The organism is Stenotrophomonas sp. SMYL8 (assembly GCF_036320065.1).
GTDB lineage: Bacteria > Pseudomonadota > Gammaproteobacteria > Xanthomonadales > Xanthomonadaceae > Stenotrophomonas > Stenotrophomonas maltophilia_A.
The window spans coordinates 44322-64436 of the sequence record NZ_JAWIRR010000004.1; the positions used below are offsets into that span (position 1 = coordinate 44322).

Below are 20115 nucleotides of genomic sequence, written 5' to 3' on the forward strand. Positions count from 1 at the left end.
TCCTGGAGAGAGGACACCCCATGTACATGCTCGAAATGCGTTCGGTCGCCAAGGTCTTCCGCACCGAACAGGTGGAAACCCACGCACTGCGTTCGCTGGAACTGCAGGTCAAGGAGGGCGAATTCGTCGCCGTCACCGGCCCGTCAGGCTCCGGCAAGACCACCTTCCTCAACATCGCCGGCCTGCTGGAAACCTTCACCAGCGGCACCTACATGCTCGACGGCCAGGACGTGAGCACGCTGGGCGACGACGCCCGCAGCCGCCTGCGCAACCAGAAGATCGGTTTCATCTTCCAGGGCTTCAACCTGATCCCCGACCTGAACCTGTTCGACAACGTCGACGTGCCGCTGCGCTACCGCAAGATGAGCGCCAACGAGCGCCGCGAGCGCATCGAGAAGGCGCTGACCCAGGTCGGCCTGGGCTCGCGCATGAAGCACTACCCGAATGAGCTGTCCGGTGGCCAGCAGCAGCGCGCCGCGATCGCGCGCGCCCTGGCCGGCAGCCCGCGCCTGCTGCTGGCCGACGAACCGACCGGCAACCTGGATACGCAGATGGCCCGCGGCGTGATGGAACTGCTGGAGGAGATCAATGCCGCCGGCACCACCATCGTGATGGTCACCCATGACCCGGAACTGGCCGCGCGCGCGCAGCGCAACGTGCACATCGTCGATGGCCAGGTGACCGACCTGGTGCGCGAGCCGGTGCTGGCCACCCCGCCACGCCACATCGTCGCCGTCAACGAGTGAGGGCCCGACCATGTTCGCCTACTACGCCCGACTGGCGGTGCGCAGCTTCCACCGCAACAAGGTACTGACCGCGCTGATGGTGATCGCCATCGCGCTGGGCATCGGCGCCTCGATGACCACGTTGACCGTGTTCCACGTGCTGTCCGGTGACCCGATTCCCGGCAAGAGCGACCGCCTGTTCTATGTGCAGGTCGATCCACGCCCGCGGGGCGGCTATACCCCGGGTGAGGAGCCTGAGGAACAGATGACCCGGCGCGATGCCGAGACCCTGCTGCGCGAGAAGCGCGGCGTACGCCAGGCAATGATGAGTGCGGGCGGCGGCACGGTGGAACCCGAGCTCACCACGCTCAAGCCGTTCTCGGTGGATACGCGCTGGACGTCGGCTGACTTCTTCCCGATGTTCGACGTGCCCATGCAGTACGGACGCACCTGGAACGGCAGCGACGATGACAACCGCAGCCGTGTGGTGGTGCTGTCGAAGGCGATCAACGACAAGCTGTTCCAGGGCGCCGACAGCACGGACCGCGAGATCCGCCTCAACGGCCACTCGCTGCGGGTGATCGGCGTGATGAAGGAATGGAGCCCCGAACCCCACTTCTTCGATCTGACCACAGGCAACTACGGCAAGGATGAAGACCTGCTGGTGCCGTTCTCGACCGCGATGGATCTGGAGTTCGGCAGCAACGGCAACATGAACTGCTTTGGCGAAAATCCCGATGGCAGCAGCAACTCGATCAGCGCGCCGTGCAGCTGGATCCAATACTGGGTAGAGCTGGACCCTGCCAAGGTCGAGGACTACCGCAGCTACCTGGTCAACTACTCGGACCAGCAGCGCGCAGCAGGGCGTTTCGAGCGTCCCACCAACGTGCGGCTTCGCCCGGTAATGGAGTGGTTGACGTTCAAGAACGCCGTGCCCAGCGACGTGCGCCTGCAGATGTGGCTGGCACTGGGCTTCCTCGGCGTCTGCCTGGTCAACACGGTGGGCCTGCTGCTGGCCAAGTTCCTGCGCCGCAGCGGCGAAATCGGCGTGCGTCGCGCCCTCGGTGCCAGCCGGGGGCAGATCTTCCTGCAGTGCCTGGTTGAAGCCGGTGCAATCGGCGTTGCCGGCGGTGTGCTCGGCATCGGCCTGGCCCTGCTTGGACTGTACGCGGTACGCCAGCAACCCGTGGACTACGCGGATCTCGCCCACCTGGACGGCAGCATGCTGCTGCTGGCCATCGGCCTGACCCTGTTCGCCAGTCTCGCCGCCGGTTTCCTGCCCGCCTGGCGCGCGATGCAGGTCACCCCGGCCATCCAGCTCAAGTCGCAGTAAGCACGAGTACGAGGACCTCCCATGGATATCCGCCCCATCCTCAGCACCTTGCGCCGGCACAAGACGGCCGCCGCCCTGATCGTGCTGGAAGTCGCCCTGACCTGCGCCATCGTCTGCAACGCCCTGTTCCTGGTCACCCAGCGCGTGGAACGGATCAGCCAGACCAGCGGCCTGGCCGAGAACGAACTGGTGTTCGTCCGGGTCAGCGGCATCGGCAAGCAGACCAACGGTCAGTCCCGCACTCTGGAAGACCTGTCTGCCCTGCGTGCGGTGCCCGGCGTGACTGCCGCAGCCAAGGTCAACCAGCTGCCGTTCCGCCCGAACTCCTCCAACACCAGCGTTTCGCTTAAACAGGAGCAGGAGCGCCCGACCGCCTTCGTCACCATGTACATGTTCGGCGAAGGCGGACTGCCCACGCTTGGACTGCAGCTGACCGCCGGCCGTGACTTCCAGTCCAGCGAGTACAGCAACTTCGAGGACGCACAGAAGAACGCCTCGTCCAATACGGCATCCTCCGTGATCATCAGCCGCACCCTCGCTGACAAGCTGTACCCGGGCGAGAATGCACTGGGCAAGACGTTCTACATGGGCAAGCAGCCGCTGCACGTGGTCGGCATCGTCGCCGCACTGGCAACGCCGACCGACTACAACAACAACACCACGCTGTCGATGGTGCTGCCGGTGCGAACTGATTTCACCCAGGGCCCCTATGTGCTGCGTACCGCCCCGGAACGGCGCGAGGAAGTACTCAAGGGTGCGATCGCCGCGCTTGAACGCAATGACCCCAATCGACTGGTGCGCGAGAAGGAGACCTACGAGGATCAGCGCAAGGACTACTTCAAGAACGACCGCGCGATGGTCGGCCTGCTGATCACCGTCTGCATCTCGTTGCTGGTGGTCACCGCGCTGGGCATCATCGGCCTGGCCAGCTTCTGGGTGCAGCAGCGCAGCAAGCAGATCGGCATCCGCCGTGCGCTGGGCGCGACCCGCGGGCAGATCCTGCGCTACTTCCAGACCGAGAACTTCCTGCTGGCCACGCTGGGCATCGTGCTGGGCATGCTGGCGGCCTACGCGATCAATCTGGCCCTGATGAATCTGTACGAGCTGCCGCGCATGCCGCTGCTGTACCTGCCGCTGGGTGCACTGCTGCTGTGGGCACTGGGCCAGATCGCCGTGTTCGGCCCGGCCCGCCGGGCTGCGGCTGTCCCGCCGGCGGTCGCCACCCGGGGCACCTGAGGCTCCGCTCCAGACAGGCCGGGCCGCGTCGATGGCCCGGCCTCCGGCCTTCCCCGAGGGCCGTTCCTGCACAGCCACGGGTTTGGCTATGCTTGATGGGTGGCGCCGGGCTCTCCCGGTGCGTGGACACGAACGGCTCCAACGGCGCCGCCCATCCCTTTCTGCAGAACCGCTTGATGCCTGCGATCCTGATCATCGACGACAACGCCAGCGTGGGTACCGCGCTGGACGTGCTGTTCTCCCTGCACGACATCGACACCCTGCAGGCGCAGAGCCCGTCCGAAGGGCTGGCCCTGCTGGAGTCGCAGCCGGTCGACCTGGTGATCCAGGACATGAACTTCAGCGAGGACACCACCTCCGGCGAAGAAGGCGAGGCCTTGTTCGCGCAGATCCGCGCGCGCCATCCCGATCTGCCGGTGATCCTGCTGACCGCCTGGACCCACCTCAGCAGCGCGGTGGATCTGGTCAAGGCCGGTGCGGCCGACTACCTGGCCAAGCCCTGGGACGACCGCAAGCTGATGACCACGGTCAACAACCTGCTGGAACTGTCCGAGGCGCGCCGCGAACTGGACCGGCGCCGCAGCCGTGAACTGCGCCAGCGCAATGCGCTGGAAGAGAAGTATGACCTGTGCGGCGCGGTCTTCGCCGACCCCGCCAGCGAGCGCGTCATCGCTCTCGCCTGCCAGGTCGCACGCTCGGAACTGCCGGTACTGATCACCGGCGCGAACGGTGCCGGCAAGGAGAAGATCGCGCAGATCATCCAGGCCAATTCCCTGGTGGCCAAGGGTCCATTCGTGGCGGTCAACTGTGGCGCGCTGCCTTCGGAACTGATCGAGGCCGAACTGTTCGGTGCCGAGGCCGGTGCGTATACCGGCGCCAACAAGGCGCGCGAAGGCAAGTTCGAGGCCGCCGATGGTGGCACCCTGTTCCTGGATGAGATCGGCAACCTGTCGCTGGGCGGGCAGATGAAGCTGCTGCGTGTGCTGGAAACCGGCCGCTTCGAGCGCCTGGGCTCCAACCGCGAACGCCAGGTCAAGGTCCGCGTGGTCAGCGCGACCAATGCCGACCTGCCGGCGATGATCCGCGACGGCACCTTCCGCGAAGACCTCTATTACCGCCTCAACACGGTGGAACTGGTGCTGCCGCCACTGGCCGATCGCCCGGGCGACATCGTGCCGCTGGCCGAGCGCTTCCTGACCGCTGGCAAGCCCCTGTCCAGCGCCGCCACCGCCGCCCTGCAGCGGCACCCGTGGCCAGGCAACGTGCGCGAACTGCGCAACGTGATCCAGCGCGCCGAACTGCTGGCCACCGGCAACCGCATTGAAGTGGCCGATCTCAATCTGCCGCGCGCAGCCGCCGCACCGCGCCCGGCCCCCAGGGCGGGCAATGACCCTGACCGCGCGCGCATCGAAGAGGTACTGGCGCGCAACCATGGCGTCATCGCCCAGGCCGCCGCCGAGCTCGGCCTGAGCCGCCAGGCGCTGTACCGGCGCATGGACCGCCACGGTATCCCGCGCGAATGAAACGGCGCTCGTTCACTTTCCGCCTGTTCCTGCGCCTGCTGCCGGTGCTGGCGCTGGCCGCCGCGTTGCCGTGGCTGCTGGCCTACTGGATGGACCATGGTTGGGTGGTGACCACGGTGTCGGCGTTGATCCTGCTGTCGCTGATGTGGTGGACCCTGCGTCGCGCTACCGCCCCGGTGCGGTCACTGATGCGGGCCCTGGCGGGCACCACCAGCAGCTATCGCGACGGCGAATACAACTTCGGCGTGCACTGGCCCGGCAATGACGAGCTCGGCGACCTGGTGCAGGCACACCGCGAACTGGGCGATGTGCTGCGTGCACAGCGGCAGGGCCTGGTGCAACGCGAACTTCTGCTGGACACGATGGTGCAGAACACGCCGGTGGCAATGCTGCTGATCGCCTCGGGCGGTGATGGCATCGCCCGCGTGGTGTTCTCCAATCTGGCTGCGCGCAAGCTGCTGCATGGCGGCTGGAAGCTGGAAGGCCAGCGCCTGGAGGAAGTGCTGGAACAGGTGCCGGTGGAGCTGCGCGATGCCATCGCCCGCGGTGGCGACAGCCTGTTCGCGGTGCATGCCGAGGGCGAGGGCGGCGATGAGGATGACGAGCAGGTGTACCACCTCTCGCGCCGGGCCTTCCAGCTCAATGGTCGTCCGCACGACCTGCTGCTGGTGCGCCTGCTGACCGCCGAGCTGCGCCGCCAGGAAGTACAGACCTGGAAGAAGGTGATCCGGGTGATCAGCCACGAGCTCAACAACTCGCTGGCACCGATTGCCTCGCTGGCCCACTCCGGCGGTGTACTGGTGCAGCGTGAGCGCTTTGACCGGCTGCCGGAGATCTTTACCACCATCGAGGATCGCGCACGCCACCTGGAAGGCTTCATCCGCGGCTATGCGCGCTTTGCCAAGCTGCCGCAACCGCAGTTGCAGACCGTGCACTGGGCCCCCTTCCTGTCCAGCCTGCGCCAGCAGATCCCTTTCGGCATGGAACGTGAGCCGGACGAGGAACTGAGCAGCCGCATCGACATCGCCCAGTTCGGGCAGGCACTGCTGAACCTGTTGAAGAACGCGCACGAAGCCTGCGCCGAAGCAGAACCGCCCAACGATGACGTACAGGTGCAACTCACGCGGTTGCCGCAGTGGCTGCGCCTGGATGTGCTTGACCGCGGCAAGGGCATGAACGAGCAGGTGCTGCAGAACGCACTGATGCCGTTCTATTCGACCAAGCGCAATGGAACTGGATTGGGTCTGGCGCTGACCCGCGAGATCGTGGAAGCGCACGGTGGGCGGGTGTCGCTGCAGAACCGCGGTGACGGCGGGTTGTGCGTGTCGATTCTGTTGCCGGTGGGTTGAGCGGGCCAACGGGATTGCCGGTAGACTTCGACCCTGGTCGACCGGTCAGTAGATCCACGCCATGCGTGGATATGCCGACCAAGGTCGGCAGCTACCAAGGCCGGCGCATCGCCACCGTGCGCTCAAGGGAAACGGGAGCATCAAGAGCAACGGCAACCACGCCTAGTTTGAATCGGCTGGGTGCGGCTGTGGCTCTGGATGTTGGTTCCGCCTTGAGCAAGCCGAGCATCGCAGGGGAATCCGGGGCGCAGAGGCGCCGATGTCTGAGCGCAGCGAGTTCGGCGCCGTCCCCAGATTCACCGAGAAGCGCAGGGCACCGATGCGCAGCATCGGCTCGCGACCGGCGGAGCGTTTCTTTTGGTTACTTTTCTTTGCGCACAAAGAAAAGTAACGCCCATGACCGGTGGCCGACCTTCAGCCATCCAGCGAAGAGATGGATCGCCGCATCGCCACCCGCAGGTGCATCGGGAATCCGAGCGCAGCCTCTTCGGCCATCACCGCGCGCAGGCCATCGTTCCACTGCGCCTCGGGCACTACGTCGAATCCTTCGCTGGCATAGAAGGCCGCATTCCACGGCACATCGGACAGCGTGGTCAGCACCGCGGCCGCGTAGCCTCCCACCCTCGCCTGCGCCAAGGCATGGCGCAGCAAAGCGCGGCCGTAGCCACGCCGCGCGTGTGCGGGATCCACGTCCATCTGCAGCACATGGAATTCACCGCAGAGTTCGCCGGCCAGCAGGTAACCCGCGATACCACCGTCAGCCGCATCCACCACCCACAACTGGCCACGTTGAAGGCCATCCTGCAGCGTCGGCAGGTCCAGACCATGCCCGGCAAACACCGGGTAGGCCTGGTGACCCTTCAGCAGTTCACCGGCACGTTGTTCAATTGCCGGCAGCATGCCGAGTTCGTCGGCATGCGGGATGCGTGGCTCAGGACTTCTTGAGCGGGCGCTTCCAGCCATCGATGGTTTCCTGTCGTGCACGTGCCAGTGTCAGCTTGCCATCCGGAGCGTCGCGGGTGATGACCGAACCGGCGGCAATCGTCGCACTGTCGCCAATGGTCACCGGCGCTACCAGCGAACTATTGGAACCAATGAAGGCGTTGTCGCCGATGGTGGTGGTCGACTTGTTCACGCCGTCGTAGTTGCAGGTGATGGTGCCGGCACCGATGTTTACCTTGCTGCCGATCACCGCATCGCCCAGGTAAGTCAGATGGTTGGCCTTGCTGCCAACACCGAGGGTGACCTTCTTGGTCTCGACGAAGTTGCCCACGTGCACGCCGTCGGCGAGCACGGTCCCCGGACGCAGCCGCGCGAACGGCCCCACCAGTGCTGCGCCTTCGGTGACCACGCCTTCAAGATCACAATGCGCGCGCACTTCGGTGCCCGGGCCAAGATTGACGTCCTTCAGCCGGTTGAAGGGGCCCACGGTGACGCCGTCGCCGAGCACGATGTGGCCTTCCAGAACGACGTCGACATCGATCAGCACATCGCTGCCCACGGTGACGGTGCCACGGATATCCAGTCGTGCCGGGTCACGCACGCGCGCGCCCTGCGCGCACAGGGCCCGTACCGCGCGGCGCTGCCAGGCACGCTCCAGCTGCGACAGCTGCCAGGGATCGTTTGCCCCTTCGGCTTCCTGCGCATCGGCCACCAGTGCCATTTCGGCCGGGGTGTACTCGTGCGCGGCAAAGGCGAACACGTCGGTCAGGTAGTACTCGCCCTGCGCGTTGCTGTTGGACAACTGCGACAGCCAGCGCCGCAGCGCGGTCGACTCGGCGGCAATGATGCCGGTATTGATCGTGCGCACACGCAGCTGGTCGTCGGTAGCGTCCTTCTGCTCGACAATGGAGCCCACCTTGCCTTCGGCATCGCGCAGCACGCGGCCGTAGCCGGTCGGGTCATCGACATCGGCGACCAGCACCGCCAGGCGACCCGGCTGCGCCAGCAGGTCGCGCAGGGTTTGCGCGCGGATCAGCGGCACGTCGCCGTACAGCACCAGCACCTGCGCGGCGTCGGGCACCTGCGGCATCGCCTGGGCCACCGCATGGCCGGTGCCCAGCTGCCGTGCCTGTTCAGCCCATTGCAGGTCGGGCTGGTCGGCGAAGTGCTGGCGCACCGCTTCACCACCATGGCCGAAGACCACATGGATCGCCGAGGGCTGCAGTTCGCGGGCCGCATCGATCACATGCGCCAGCATCGGCTGGCCGGCGATCGGCTGCAGCACCTTCGGCAGCACCGACTTCATGCGCTTGCCCGCGCCAGCGGCGAGGATGATGACGTGCAGGGGTTGGGTCATGGAAACGGCAGTCCGTGGTTCGTTGCCGATGATTCTAGAGCGTGGGCCGTTAACATGTGCATCCCACCTCCTTCACCGCACTGATGGGCCTCGTCCGCCAGGGAAGCACCTATCTCATCATCGGGCTCGTGCAGCTGCTGCTCGACTGGCTGGTGTTCGTCACCGCGACCGCGCTGGGCCTGCCGGTGGTGCCTGCCAACATTGCCGGTCGTCTGGTCGGGATGCTGCTGGGCTTCTGGCTCAACGGCCGTTACACCTTTGCCAACGCAGGTGATGCGCGCCTTGGCTGGCGTCGATTTTCACGCTTTCTGGGAATCTGGGCCGCACTTACCGCCGCCAGCACGGTGCTGGTCGCTTTGACCAGCCGCCACCTTGGATTGGATTGGGCCTGGCTGGCCAAGCCGCTGATCGAAGGTGGGATCGCCCTGATCTCCTTCCTGCTGCTCCGCCATGTGGTCTTCCGCTGAGACCTTCAGCCTGCTCCACCCGCGGCGAATCGCTTCGGCAGCCCATCCCGCCACAGCTGCAGCGGGCTGTACCCAAGTTCCACACGATGCCGCCCCGCGGGAACACACACCGCGTGGAAGAGCCCGTTGGCACGCATCAGCGGCAACGACGCTCCGCCATCCAGCCGGGCCTGCCAGCCCTGGGCGGTCACCTCATTGATCACCAGCCACGCCGGATGCTCGGCGTCCACGTCAAGGGCGATCCTTCCGGGCTGATAGGCCTGCGAGAGCACCTTCAGCCGGCCCGCCTCACGTTCAGGGCAGTCCGTCTGCTGCCCGGTGGGCAGCCAGACCGCCTGGCTGAAGTCCGTCTGGTTGAACTCAGCGGCCGGTGGCAGGCGTTCACTGTGCCGCTGCACCCGTTGCGGGTTGAGCGTGCGCGGCAGCACACTTCCGCGTAGCGCCAGCTGCACGTCGCTGCCTTGGTCATCGGACCCTGCAAACGGCTCCGGTGACAGCAGCCAGCGGACACCCAGCAGGTCGTACACGGGGGCGTCCATGTCGGGAGCCCAAGGGGTCGTCGCCTTCTGCTGGAAAGCAGCCACGGGCTCCGTCGGCATGCCGACCATGTCCTGGTAATCACTGGACAGCAGCGGGTTGTAGCCATTGGCCAGTGGAATCGCATGCACAGCCGCGCCATTGGTCAGCACGCCGATGCCGAAGACGATGGCGCGCTCGGGCAGGCCAGTGCGCCGTTCGGCGGCGAGCAGCGTATAGGCGCGCTGCGTGGCGCCATTGCGCTCGGCCGTCATTACCGGCGGACGGGCGCCCGATGTATTGAAGCGTGTTCCCACGTTGAACAGCAGCATGTCGAACACGACCAGTGCGATCAGCCAGCGCACCGGAGCCGGATGCCGGCGCAGCAGCTGCACCGCGGCAGTGCCGATGCCGGCACTGGCTGCCAGCCACGCAAAGGCTTCCAGATGCCCGTGGCTCGCGGCCAGCCAGGAGGCAACGCACACCAGGACAACGACTACCACCAACGACACCCGGTGCGGGCGCAGTGCGCGCTTTTCCAACGCAACCTGCAACGCCTGTGCACCCAGCCAGGCCGCCGCTGGTACCGCAAGGAACAGCGCATCAGAGGGCCGTCGGAACAGATCAAGACCGGGCAACCCGCTGAAGAGCCATGCGAACAGCGGAGTGACGTCACCCAGCGCGACCAGTGTCGTCAACAGCAGTACACCGAGCGCCAGACAGGTGGCCCGTCGCTGCCTGTGCACAACGCGGCCGCCCCAGGCCAGCCAGAGCGCCAGTGGCACCGCGCCGAAATAGAGGTAGTCCGTGGTGATATCGCCGAAGGACCAGCTGACCCCACGTACCTGCGAGAACACATTTCCCGATAGCAGTGTTGCCAGCCCCTGCCAGTGCATCGCACCGGCCAGCGCCATCTCCAGGGTCATGCCATCACGATTGGTGTCACCCAGCCAGGCCAACGTGGAAAGCCACTGGGGGGCGCTCACGGCGGCGGCGATCAGGGCGACCGCGGACAGCTGCAATGCGAAGCGGAAGCGCTTGCCTGTTGCCGACAGCACTGCGCCTGCGGCGTACACGGCACACGCCAGGATGATGAAATAGGTCACCTGGGTCAGCTGCAGCGCGCACAGGCCGCCTGCAAGTCCCGCCAGCAGCACGTCACGCGTGCGGCCCCGGTTCCGAACAGTCGACAATCCCAGCCACAGCCAGGGAAGCAGGCTGTAGCTGACGATCATCGGCGTGTGCTGCAGGCGAGAGGCTGCCACTGCACCGAACATCAGCACCATCGCAAAGAACCACTGTGCGGGTGCAGAAAGTCCGAATGAACGCGCCAGGCGCAGCGCGCCGAAGCCACCCGCCAGCACATGCAGCAGCACCACCACGGTGAACAGATGCAACGACGCCGGCGCCAGCAGCATCGGCAGGACCATGGTCGGTTGCAGCGTCATCATCTGCGGATCGGCGATCTGCGGATAGCCACCGAACAGGTAGGGATTCCACCAAGGGGCCTGCAGGTTCCGAAGCTGCTCGGCACTGAAACTGACCGCCGGGAAGAACTGCTGCACGGCGTCGTACGGAATGACCTTGGTACCGATCAGCCACGGCAGGCACAGCAGCAGCCAGCTTGCCACCCACAGCGTTTCAGGCCGAGCCCATCGGGAACGGGCTGCATCCGTGGCGCCGATGCTCGGGGCCGATGCGTACTGCATTCCGTGCATGCCTCCCTTCTCCTCAACGAAAATCGCCGGCACTGAGCCGGCGATCTTCCATCACTACCGGCATTGCTGCCGATGGTTCCCTAGCACGTGTCAGTGCTTGAGGCTCTTGCGCAGGCGCTCCAGCGCCTGCAGCTGGACGACGGCTTCGGCCAGCTTCTGCTGGGCTTCAGCCACTTCCATCGCCTCGCCGCGGTTGGCCAGGATGCGCTCGGCTTCTTCCTTGGCCTTGCGGACCGAGGCTTCGTCGATGTCCTGCGCGCGGATCGCGGTGTCGGCCAGCACGGTCACCACCTGCGGCTGCACTTCCAGGATGCCGCCGGAAATGGCGAAATCCAGCTGCTCGCCGTTCGGCGTGGTCACCACCACCTTGCCCGGCTTCAGGCGGGTGATCAGCGGCGCGTGCTTGGGCGCGATGCCCAGTTCGCCCAGCTCACCGGTGGCCACGACCAGGGTCGCTTCGCCACGGAAGATTTCCTGCTCGGCGCTGACGATGTCGCAACGGATCGTGCTCATGCAAATCTCTTCGCTGTTCGCGGCGGCGCAATGCCACCGTGGGAGTCCACCGGCGCGGGCGGTTGCCCGGCGCCGGCGTCAGGTCGGGCAGGATCGCTCCCGCCCGTCCCGGATCAGGCCTTCTCGGCCATCTTCTTGGCCTTCTCGACCGCTTCTTCGATGCCGCCGACCATGTAGAACGCCTGCTCCGGCAGGTGGTCGTACTCGCCATCGACGATGGCCTTGAAGCCACGGATGGTGTCCTTCAGCGGCACGTACTTGCCCGGCGAACCGGTGAACACTTCGGCCACGTGGAACGGCTGGCTGAAGAAGCGCTCGATCTTACGGGCGCGCGACACGGCCTGCTTGTCCTCTTCGGACAGCTCGTCCATGCCCAGGATCGCGATGATGTCCTTCAGTTCCTTGTACTTCTGCAGGGTCTGCTGGACGCGCTGGGCGGTGTCGTAGTGCTCGTGGCCGATGACCAGCGGGTCCATCTGGCGGCTGGTGGAGTCCAGCGGATCGACGGCCGGGTAGATACCCAGCGAGGCGATCGAACGCGACAGGGTCACGGTCGAGTCCAGGTGGGCGAAGGTGGTTGCCGGCGACGGGTCGGTCAGGTCGTCCGCGGGAACGTAGACGGCCTGGATCGAGGTGATCGAACCGTTCTTGGTCGAGGTGATGCGCTCCTGCAGGACGCCCATTTCCTCGGCCAGGGTCGGCTGGTAACCCACGGCGGACGGCATGCGGCCCAGCAGTGCCGACACTTCGGTACCGGCCAGGGTGTAGCGGTAGATGTTGTCGACGAACAGCAGGACGTCCTTGCCCTTGCCGTTTTCGTCCTTCTCGTCGCGGAAGTACTCGGCCATGGTCAGGCCGGTCAGGGCGACGCGCAGACGGTTGCCCGGCGGCTCGTTCATCTGGCCGTACACCATCGCCACCTTGTCGAGGACGTTGGAGTCCTTCATTTCGTGGTAGAAGTCGTTGCCCTCACGGGTACGCTCACCCACGCCGGCGAACACGGACAGACCGCTGTGCGCCTTGGCGATGTTGTTGATCAGCTCCATCATGTTGACGGTCTTGCCGACGCCGGCGCCGCCGAACAGGCCGACCTTGCCGCCCTTGGCGAACGGGCACATCAGGTCGATGACCTTGATGCCGGTTTCCAGCAGTTCGGTGGCCGGGGACTGGTCTTCGTACGACGGGGCCGCACGGTGGATTTCCCAGCTGTCGCTGGCGGCCACCGGGCCGGCTTCGTCGATCGGACGGCCGAGCACGTCCATGATGCGGCCCAGGGTGCCAGCGCCGACCGGCACCGAGATGCCACGGCCGGTGTTGACGGCAACCAGGTTGCGCTTCAGGCCGTCGGTGGAACCGAGGGCGATGGTACGCACCACGCCGTCGCCCAGCTGCTGCTGGACTTCGAGGGTGATCTCGGTGTTTTCCACCTTCAGTGCGTCGTACACCTTCGGCACCGATTCACGCGGGAATTCGACGTCGACGACCGCGCCGATGATCTGAACGATCTTGCCCTGACTCATTGCTGCATCCTCTAATGTGTGCTTTGAACGAACGCGGTCAGACTGCTGCCGCGCCGCCGACGATTTCGGAGATTTCCTGGGTGATCGCTGCCTGGCGCGCCTTGTTGTAGACGAGCTGCAGGGTGCCGATCAGCTTGTTGGCGTTGTCGCTCGCCGCCTTCATCGCAACCATGCGTGCCGCATGCTCGGAGGCGACGTTTTCCAGCAGTGCCTGGTACACCAGCGACTCGATGTAACGCGTCATCACGTGCTCGAGCACGGTCGCGGCATCGGGTTCGTACAGGTAGTCCCAGTCGTGGTGAGCGACCTGCTTCTCAGCCGGCGGCAGCGGCAGCAGCTGATCGAAGCTGGCCTTCTGCACCATGGTGTTCACGAAGCGGTTGTAGACCAGGTACACGCGGTCGATCTTGCCTTCGGTGAAGGCGTCGAGCATGACCTTGATCACACCGATCAGCGATTCCAGCTTCGGCACGTCGCCGATGTGGGTCACGCTGCCGACCATGTTGACCTTCACGCGGCGGAAGAAGGTCGAAGCCTTCTGGCCGATGGTCACCAGGTCCACTTCCGCACCCTTGTCCTGCCATGCCTTGGCTTCGCCCAGCATCTTGCGGAACAGGTTGTTGTTCAGGCCGCCGGCCAGGCCGCGATCGGAGGAGATCACGATGAAGCCGACCCGCTTGACCTGCTCACGCTCGACCAGGAACGGATGCTGGTAGTCGGTGCTGGCCTGGGCCAGGTGACCGATCACCTGCTTCATCGCCTGCGCGTACGGACGCGAGGTCTTCATCCGATCCTGCGCCTTGCGGATCTTGGAGGCCGAGACCATTTCCAGGGCGCGCGTCACCTTGCGGGTGTTCTGCACGCTCTTGATCTTGGTTTTGATTTCGCGTCCGCTTGCCATCTCTTGTTTCCCGTGGCGCGGGGCTGCTGCCCCGCGTTGTTCAACCGTTTGTCATCTGGTCCAGCGGAGCCAGAGGCTCCGCTCTACAGGACCGCGATTACCAGCTGCCGGTGGTCTTGAACTCGGCGATGCCCTTCTTGAAGGCACCTTCGATGTCGTTGTCCCAACCGCCGGTGGCGTTGACCTTGCTGACCAGCTCGCCCTGGGTGTTGGCGAAGTGGGCGTGCAGGCCTTCTTCGAACGCAAGCAGCTTGTTGACCGGCACGTCGTCGAGGTAACCCTCGTTGACGGCGTAGATCGACAGCGCCTGGTTGGCGATCGACATCGGCGCGTACTGCTTCTGCTTCATCAGTTCGGTGACGCGCTGGCCACGCTCCAGCTGCTTGCGGGTGGCTTCGTCCAGGTCCGAGGCGAACTGCGCGAACGCAGCCAGCTCGCGGTACTGGGCCAGCGAGATACGGATGCCGCCCGACAGCTTCTTGATGATCTTGGTCTGGGCCGAGCCACCGACGCGCGACACCGAAATACCGGCGTTCACGGCCGGGCGGATGCCGGCGTTGAACAGGTCGGTTTCCAGGAAGATCTGGCCGTCGGTGATCGAGATCACGTTGGTCGGAACGAAGGCGGACACGTCGCCGGCCTGGGTTTCGATGATCGGCAGCGCGGTCAGCGAACCGGTCTTGCCGGTGACCTTGCCTTCGGTGAACTTCTCGACGTATTCCTCGGACACGCGGGCAGCGCGCTCGAGCAGACGGGAGTGCAGGTAGAACACGTCACCCGGGTAGGCTTCACGGCCCGGCGGGCGCTTCAGCAGCAGCGAGATCTGGCGGTAGGCGACGGCCTGCTTGGACAGATCGTCGTACACGATCAGCGCGTCTTCGCCGCGGTCCATGAAGTACTCACCCATGGTGCAGCCCGAGTAGGCGCTGATGTACTGCATGGCAGCCGATTCGGAAGCAGTCGCGGCCACCACGATGGTGTGGGCCAGCGCGCCGTTCTCTTCCAGCTTGCGCACGATGTTGGCGATGGTCGAAGCCTTCTGGCCGATCGCAACGTACACGCACTTGATGCCGGTGCCCTTCTGGTTGATCACGGCATCGATCGCCATCGCGGTCTTGCCGGTCTGGCGGTCACCGATGATCAGCTCGCGCTGGCCACGGCCGATCGGGATCATCGAGTCGACCGACTTGTAGCCGGTCTGCACCGGCTGGTCGACCGACTTGCGCCAGATCACGCCCGGCGCAACACGCTCCACCGGAGCGGTCAGGTCGGTGCCCAGCGGGCCCTTGCCGTCGATCGGCTCGCCCAGCGCGTTCACGACGCGGCCCAGCAGTTCCGGACCGACCGGCACTTCCAGGATGCGGCCGGTGGTCTTGGCGACGTCGCCTTCGCGCAGGTGCTCGTAGTCACCCAGCACCACGGCGCCGACCGAGTCGCGCTCCAGGTTCAGGGCGAGGGCGAAGGTGTTGTTCGGCAGTTCGATCATTTCGCCCTGCATCACGTCGGCCAGACCGAAGATGCGCACGATGCCGTCGGACACGCTGGTCACGGTGCCTTCGTTGCGCGATTCCGCGGCCAGCTTGACCTTCTCGATGCGGTTCTTGATCAGTTCGCTGATTTCGGAGGGGTTGAGCGTGGTTGCCATCGTCAAGTCCTAGTGCCGGCAGCGGGGCCGGACGTTAAATGAATTCAGTTAGCGAGCGCGGTCTGCAGACGGGCCAGCTTGCCCTTCAGCGAACCATCGATGACCACGTCGCCGGCGTCGATCACGGCGCCGCCGATCAGCGAGGCATCGACCGCGGTGGTCACGTCGACCTCGCGGTTGAAGCGCTTGCGCAGCGCGACCTTGATCGCGTCCAGCTCACCGGCCGACAGTTCGGCGGCCGAAGTGACGGTGGCCTTGACCACGTGCTCGGCTTCGGCGCGCAGGGCGTCGAACATGCCGGAAATCTCCGGCAGCAGCGGCAGACGATGCGATTCGGCCAGGATGGCCAGGAAGCGCGAGTAGGTCTCGCCGTGGGACACCGGCGCCAGCAGGGCGACGGCGTCGTCACGACCCAGCTCCGGGTTGGCGAGCAGGGCCGCCACGCGCGGGTCGGCGGCGACGTGGGCGGAGAACGCCAGGGCGTCCGACCACGGCGCGAACGCGCCTTCGTCGCGCGCGGTCGCGAACGCGGCGCGGGCGTACGGGCGGGCAAGCGTGAGGGCCTGGCTCATCCTTAGATCTCCGAGGCCAGCTCGTCGAGCAGCGCCTTGTGGGCGTTGGCGTCGATTTCGCGCTTGAGCAGCTTTTCGGCACCGGTCACGGCCAGCGCGGACACCTGCTTGCGCAGATCTTCACGGGCACGGTTGGCGGCGGCGTCGATTTCAGCCTGGGCCAGTTCCTTCTGACGGGTGGCTTCGGTGATCGCTTCGTTACGGGCAGCATCAACGATCTGGTTGGCACGTGCGTGGGCCTGATCGATGATCTCGTTGGCCTTGGTACGTGCTTCCTTCAGCGCTTCGTTGACCTTCTCCTGCGCCTGGGCCAGATCTTTCTGGCTGCGGTCGGCAGCAGCGAGGCCTTCAGCAATCTTCTGCTGGCGCTCTTCGATCGCGTTCATCAGCGGCGGCCAGATCTTGGTCGCGATGATCCAGATCAGACCAGCGAAGGCCAGCGCCTGCGCAAGAAGGGTGAAATTGATATTCATGGTTAGCTCGATCGCTGGTTTCGGGGTGGACGCGCCGCCGTAGCGGCACATCCGGCCTTCATCCGAAACCGGGTGCATCAGCACCCGGTCGTCTCAAACCGCTGTATCAGCCGGCCAGAGCCTTGGTGACGGCGCCAGCGAAGGCAGCCGACAGCGGGTTGGCGAAGGCCAGCAGCAGGCCAACGGCGACCGAGATGATGAACGCGGCGTCGATCAGGCCGGCGGTGATGAACATGCGGACCTGCAGGACCGGGATCAGTTCCGGCTGGCGGGCGGCCGACTCCAGGAACTTACCAGCCATGATGGCCAGACCCAGACCGGCGCCCAGCGCGGCCAGGCCGATCATGATGCCGACGGCAAGGGCGGTGGAGCTCTGAATCTGCGCGAAGTTGGTCAGGACGGCGAAGTACATGGTTATCTCCAGGAACTTAAGTTGCTAAGGGTGATGAAACGGATGAAGGTTGAAACGCGTTGAAGCTTGAAACTCAGTGAGCGTCTTCCGACAGGCTCAGGTACACGATCGACAGCATCATGAAGATGAAGGCCTGCAGCGGGATCACCAGCAGGTGGAACAGCATCCAGCCGAGGCCGAACACACCACCGGCAATGGCACCGAAGAAACCGGCACCACCCAGCACCCAGATCAGCAGGAACACGATTTCGCCGCCGAACATGTTGCCGAACAGTCGCATCGCCAGCGAGATCGGCTTGCTCAGCCACTCGACGATGTTGAGGATCAGGTTGAACGGCATCATCCACTTGCCGAACGGCGCCGTCAGGAATTCCTTGATGAAGCCGCCCAGGCCCTTGGACTTGAGCGCGAAGAACAACATCAGGAAGAACACGCTGATGGCCATGCCCAGGGTGGCATTGACGTCAGCGGTCGGGACCGGCTTCCAGTAGTGCACGCCCACCCATTCCAGCGGCTTGGCGATGAAATCGGCCGGGATCATCTTCAGCAGATTCATCAACAGGATCCAGAAGAAGATCGTGATGGCGATCGGCGTGACCAGCTTGCTCTTGCCGTGGTAGGTGTCCTTGGCCTGGCGGTCGACGAACTCCAGGCAGATCTCGACGAAGGCCTGCCACTTGCCCGGCACGCCGGCGGTGGCCTTGCGGGTGCCCAGCCAGAACGCGACAACGATCACCAGGCCCATCAGGACCGCGGTGAGGAAGGTATCGACGTGGATATGCCAGAACATACCCTCACCCTTGCCGACCGGCGCGGTCAGGTTGTGCAGGTGATGCTGGATGTAGCTGGTAGGGGTTAGAGCCTCGCCCGCCATGTGTCCGGAACCTTCAGTTAATTGAATTCTGTCAACGCCTGGCCATCGCCAGGACCTGGAACATCAAGCCGACGGCGATACCGGCCAACAGCGCCAATGCAGGCAGCTTGAAGACCAGGAACCCCACCAGCAGGACGCCGAAAACCACCACCCACTTGGCCACGATCGCAATGATCAGGCGAGCCATCGCCGATCCTGCGGCCAGTGCCCCACCGCCCAGTGCCATCCGTGCCGCCACCCAGCCACCGGCCGAAATGGCCACACCGGACGCCAGCGCGCCGAGGGCATATTTCGGACCTACCAGCAGGAAGGCCAGGGCCAGGACAGCCACTGCGGCCAGCGGGTAGACCGCGGCGCGCAGCATCAGTCGCCGACCCGCTTCAACGGAGTTCAGCACAGGACGTCCCGCGTGGTTGCAAGTGGAGGGCTGAGGCGACTACAGCAGGGGGGCCTCATCGAGCCGCCAAATTATAGCAATGGGACAATTTGCGAGACAACCGCTCCCTGTTCATCCCGGGAAGCCGCAAGTTGCGGTAACGGTTACATTTTTGCGTGCCACCCAGGGGACAATGACGTCCGTATGATGTTGCAGCGCAGTATTGAACTTTGGTCGCAGGCTGCGGAACTTTCGCCGAATGCGCCGGTCCGATCTTTCGACCTGCCTGCAGCAACCTCGTCGACGCTCCGCCCCGCAGGTCCCACGATGGCCCCGAAGCCCGGCTCCGGGGCCATCTTTTTGCATCGTCGCGACAGCGCTGAACCGTGCACACTTCGTGGACCATACGTTCACGGATGGTGGACGGGCCTGTCCGGCACAGTGGCCTTCATTCTGATGAACCACTGCAAGGACTCTTCGATGCGCCCCGTACCCACCCTGCTCGCCCTCTCCCTGCTCGCCGCTGGCGCTTCGTTCGCCACTGCCGCCCACGCCGCTGAAGGCGACGACCGCTTCGCCCTGCGCCTGGGTGCGATGAACATCGACTCGGACAACACCCTTCGCGGCAAGACCAACGTCGCCGGCCAGGACATCGGCTTCTCCGAGGATTTCAAGCTGGGTGGCAAGGAGTGGGAACCGCGCATTGACGGCATGTTCCGCATCAGCAACCGCCAGCGCCTGCTGTTCAACTACTTCAAGTACGACAAGGACCGCCGCGAGACCCTTGGCCAGGACATCTCCTTCGGTGACGTCAACGTGCCGTCCGGCAGCTTCGTCAAGGGTGAACTGAAGTACCAGGTCGCCAGCCTGGTCTATGACTACTCGGTGGTGGACACCGATACCTTCGACCTCGGCCTGCAGCTGGGTGCCGAGTACGCCAAGGTCAGCACCAAGGCCTACGCCGATCTGGGCACTGTCTACGAAGGCCAGTTCCTCAATGAGAAGACCGACGGCGTGGCGCCGGTGGTCGGTGCGCGCCTGAGCTTCACCCCGTCGGAAAAGTGGATGATCACGCTGCAGGGCCAGTACCTCAACACGCGCTGGGGCAGCTTCGATGACTACAAGGGCGACCTGAGCCGCGCCAACGCCATCGTGGATTACCGCTTCACGAAGAACTTCGGTGTGTTCGCTGGCTACGACTGGTTCAAGCTCGACGCGGACAAGAAGGGCAGCGACGGCACCATCGGCCTGAAGCAGGAATTCAAGGGCCCGGTGGCCGGCGTCAGCTTCGTGTTCTGATCCCCCGCCCCTTCCACGGCACACTCTCTCCTGGCGCGGCCTCCGGAACATCGGGGCCGCGCTTTTTCTTTGCATCGTCGAGCAGAGAAGCAGGTTGGTCGAGCGCTGGGGGAAGAGGGGCTTGCGTGCGAATGTCCCCCGGCACCGGCCTGCGGCCGTCACCTCCTCCTTTACTTCGCACGCAAGCCCCTCTTCCCCCGCCTGTCAGGCATCCAGGCGGGCCAAGCTGTGGCTCTCGACTATCCGCAAGCCGAGCCGCGGGGGGGGGGGGGGGGGGGGGGGGGGGGGGGGGGGGGGGGGGGGGGGGGCGGGGGGCGGGGGGCGGGGGGGGGGGGGGGGGGGGGCGGGCGGGGGGGGGCGGGGG

At 65.3% G+C, this 20115-nt stretch carries 19 protein-coding genes; 7 read left to right on the top strand and 12 right to left on the bottom strand.

Going from position 1 to position 20115, the window contains the following annotated elements; genetic code table 11:
* Positions 1 to 20: 20 nt before the first annotated feature.
* The 5 genes from V3B25_RS05235 (at position 21) to V3B25_RS05255 (ending at position 6166) form a co-directional block, all read left to right on the top strand.
* Entirely contained in the window at positions 21 to 746 is a 726-nt protein-coding gene (locus V3B25_RS05235) for an ABC transporter ATP-binding protein (protein ID WP_014038558.1), read from the top strand.
* 10 nt (positions 747 to 756) lie between these two features.
* Positions 757 to 2058 (top strand): ABC transporter permease, encoded by a 1302-nt coding sequence (locus V3B25_RS05240; RefSeq protein WP_329810262.1) that lies wholly within the window; start codon positions 757 to 759, stop codon positions 2056 to 2058.
* A gap of 21 nt (positions 2059 to 2079) precedes the next feature.
* A complete protein-coding gene (locus V3B25_RS05245) occupies positions 2080 to 3294 on the top strand; it encodes an FtsX-like permease family protein (RefSeq protein WP_049421416.1) in 1215 nt (404 codons plus the stop codon).
* 176 nt (positions 3295 to 3470) lie between these two features.
* Positions 3471 to 4817, top strand: coding sequence for a sigma-54 dependent transcriptional regulator (locus tag V3B25_RS05250; RefSeq protein ID WP_329810263.1), 1347 nt, complete (start codon positions 3471 to 3473; stop codon positions 4815 to 4817).
* Positions 4814 to 6166: an ATP-binding protein gene (locus V3B25_RS05255; RefSeq protein WP_049421417.1), complete on the top strand. Its 1353-nt coding sequence runs from the start codon at positions 4814 to 4816 to the stop codon at positions 6164 to 6166. Before V3B25_RS05250 ends, V3B25_RS05255 begins: the two co-directional genes overlap by 4 nt.
* Before the next feature lie 414 nt (positions 6167 to 6580).
* On the opposite strand, the gene V3B25_RS05260 is transcribed toward V3B25_RS05255, so the two are convergent.
* Both V3B25_RS05260 and glmU read right to left on the bottom strand, forming a co-directional pair.
* Positions 6581 to 7129 (bottom strand): GNAT family N-acetyltransferase, encoded by a 549-nt coding sequence (locus tag V3B25_RS05260; RefSeq protein WP_049421418.1) that lies wholly within the window; start codon positions 7127 to 7129, stop codon positions 6581 to 6583.
* Positions 7098 to 8465: a bifunctional UDP-N-acetylglucosamine diphosphorylase/glucosamine-1-phosphate N-acetyltransferase GlmU gene (gene glmU / locus V3B25_RS05265; protein ID WP_107433287.1), complete on the bottom strand. Its 1368-nt coding sequence runs from the start codon at positions 8463 to 8465 to the stop codon at positions 7098 to 7100. Before glmU ends, V3B25_RS05260 begins: the two co-directional genes overlap by 32 nt.
* 83 nt (positions 8466 to 8548) lie before the next feature.
* Between glmU and V3B25_RS05270 the strand changes: the two genes are divergently transcribed.
* Positions 8549 to 8932, top strand: coding sequence for a GtrA family protein (locus tag V3B25_RS05270; RefSeq protein ID WP_201117375.1), 384 nt, complete (start codon positions 8549 to 8551; stop codon positions 8930 to 8932).
* 5 nt (positions 8933 to 8937) lie between these two features.
* On the opposite strand, the gene V3B25_RS05275 is transcribed toward V3B25_RS05270, so the two are convergent.
* The 10 genes from V3B25_RS05275 to V3B25_RS05320 all read right to left on the bottom strand — a co-directional run bounded on the left by V3B25_RS05275 (position 8938) and on the right by V3B25_RS05320 (position 18473).
* Positions 8938 to 11079, bottom strand: coding sequence for a hypothetical protein (locus tag V3B25_RS05275; RefSeq protein ID WP_201117376.1), 2142 nt, complete (start codon positions 11077 to 11079; stop codon positions 8938 to 8940).
* A 177-nt stretch (positions 11080 to 11256) separates the two neighbouring features.
* Positions 11257 to 11679: a F0F1 ATP synthase subunit epsilon gene (locus V3B25_RS05280; protein ID WP_201117377.1), complete on the bottom strand. Its 423-nt coding sequence runs from the start codon at positions 11677 to 11679 to the stop codon at positions 11257 to 11259.
* A gap of 113 nt (positions 11680 to 11792) precedes the next feature.
* A complete protein-coding gene (gene atpD, locus V3B25_RS05285) occupies positions 11793 to 13199 on the bottom strand; it encodes a F0F1 ATP synthase subunit beta (RefSeq protein WP_005411128.1) in 1407 nt (468 codons plus the stop codon).
* A gap of 37 nt (positions 13200 to 13236) precedes the next feature.
* On the bottom strand, positions 13237 to 14100 hold the full coding sequence (gene atpG, locus V3B25_RS05290; RefSeq protein WP_005411129.1) for a F0F1 ATP synthase subunit gamma: 864 nt from the start codon (positions 14098 to 14100) through the stop codon (positions 13237 to 13239).
* 97 nt (positions 14101 to 14197) lie between these two features.
* Positions 14198 to 15745: a F0F1 ATP synthase subunit alpha gene (atpA, locus tag V3B25_RS05295; protein ID WP_005411130.1), complete on the bottom strand. Its 1548-nt coding sequence runs from the start codon at positions 15743 to 15745 to the stop codon at positions 14198 to 14200.
* Between the two features lie 44 nt (positions 15746 to 15789).
* Positions 15790 to 16317, bottom strand: a complete 528-nt coding sequence (locus V3B25_RS05300) for a F0F1 ATP synthase subunit delta (protein ID WP_005411131.1) — start codon at positions 16315 to 16317, stop codon at positions 15790 to 15792.
* Between the two features lie 2 nt (positions 16318 to 16319).
* Positions 16320 to 16790: a F0F1 ATP synthase subunit B gene (locus V3B25_RS05305; RefSeq protein ID WP_005419512.1), complete on the bottom strand. Its 471-nt coding sequence runs from the start codon at positions 16788 to 16790 to the stop codon at positions 16320 to 16322.
* Between the two features lie 106 nt (positions 16791 to 16896).
* Positions 16897 to 17202, bottom strand: coding sequence for a F0F1 ATP synthase subunit C (atpE, locus tag V3B25_RS05310; protein WP_005411133.1), 306 nt, complete (start codon positions 17200 to 17202; stop codon positions 16897 to 16899).
* Positions 17203 to 17275: 73 nt separating this feature from the next.
* The gene (gene atpB, locus V3B25_RS05315; RefSeq protein ID WP_010481316.1) at positions 17276 to 18076 is read right to left on the bottom strand and encodes a F0F1 ATP synthase subunit A; all 801 of its coding nucleotides are present in this window, start codon (positions 18074 to 18076) and stop codon (positions 17276 to 17278) included.
* Between the two features lie 31 nt (positions 18077 to 18107).
* Positions 18108 to 18473, bottom strand: a complete 366-nt coding sequence (locus tag V3B25_RS05320) for a hypothetical protein (RefSeq protein WP_180876808.1) — start codon at positions 18471 to 18473, stop codon at positions 18108 to 18110.
* 459 nt (positions 18474 to 18932) lie between these two features.
* On the opposite strand from V3B25_RS05320, the gene V3B25_RS05325 reads away from it, so the two are divergent.
* Entirely contained in the window at positions 18933 to 19751 is an 819-nt protein-coding gene (locus tag V3B25_RS05325) for a hypothetical protein (protein ID WP_010481314.1), read from the top strand.
* The last annotated feature ends 364 nt before the right edge of the window (positions 19752 to 20115 follow it).

Coding starts and splice junctions, on each gene's coding strand:
- V3B25_RS05305 (WP_005419512.1), bottom strand. CDS start 16,790: ATGAATATCAATTTCACCCTTCTTGCGCAGGCGCTGGCCTTCGCTGGT.
- V3B25_RS05325 (WP_010481314.1), top strand. CDS start 18,933: ATGCGCCCCGTACCCACCCTGCTCGCCCTCTCCCTGCTCGCCGCTGGC.
- atpD (WP_005411128.1), bottom strand. CDS start 13,199: ATGAGTCAGGGCAAGATCGTTCAGATCATCGGCGCGGTCGTCGACGTC.
- V3B25_RS05240 (WP_329810262.1), top strand. CDS start 757: ATGTTCGCCTACTACGCCCGACTGGCGGTGCGCAGCTTCCACCGCAAC.
- V3B25_RS05235 (WP_014038558.1), top strand. CDS start 21: ATGTACATGCTCGAAATGCGTTCGGTCGCCAAGGTCTTCCGCACCGAA.
- V3B25_RS05300 (WP_005411131.1), bottom strand. CDS start 16,317: ATGAGCCAGGCCCTCACGCTTGCCCGCCCGTACGCCCGCGCCGCGTTC.
- atpE (WP_005411133.1), bottom strand. CDS start 17,202: ATGTACTTCGCCGTCCTGACCAACTTCGCGCAGATTCAGAGCTCCACC.
- V3B25_RS05260 (WP_049421418.1), bottom strand. CDS start 7,129: ATGGCTGGAAGCGCCCGCTCAAGAAGTCCTGAGCCACGCATCCCGCAT.
- glmU (WP_107433287.1), bottom strand. CDS start 8,465: ATGACCCAACCCCTGCACGTCATCATCCTCGCCGCTGGCGCGGGCAAG.
- atpA (WP_005411130.1), bottom strand. CDS start 15,745: ATGGCAACCACGCTCAACCCCTCCGAAATCAGCGAACTGATCAAGAAC.
- V3B25_RS05255 (WP_049421417.1), top strand. CDS start 4,814: ATGAAACGGCGCTCGTTCACTTTCCGCCTGTTCCTGCGCCTGCTGCCG.
- V3B25_RS05245 (WP_049421416.1), top strand. CDS start 2,080: ATGGATATCCGCCCCATCCTCAGCACCTTGCGCCGGCACAAGACGGCC.
- V3B25_RS05250 (WP_329810263.1), top strand. CDS start 3,471: ATGCCTGCGATCCTGATCATCGACGACAACGCCAGCGTGGGTACCGCG.
- V3B25_RS05280 (WP_201117377.1), bottom strand. CDS start 11,679: ATGAGCACGATCCGTTGCGACATCGTCAGCGCCGAGCAGGAAATCTTC.
- V3B25_RS05270 (WP_201117375.1), top strand. CDS start 8,549: ATGGGCCTCGTCCGCCAGGGAAGCACCTATCTCATCATCGGGCTCGTG.
- atpG (WP_005411129.1), bottom strand. CDS start 14,100: ATGGCAAGCGGACGCGAAATCAAAACCAAGATCAAGAGCGTGCAGAAC.
- atpB (WP_010481316.1), bottom strand. CDS start 18,076: ATGGCGGGCGAGGCTCTAACCCCTACCAGCTACATCCAGCATCACCTG.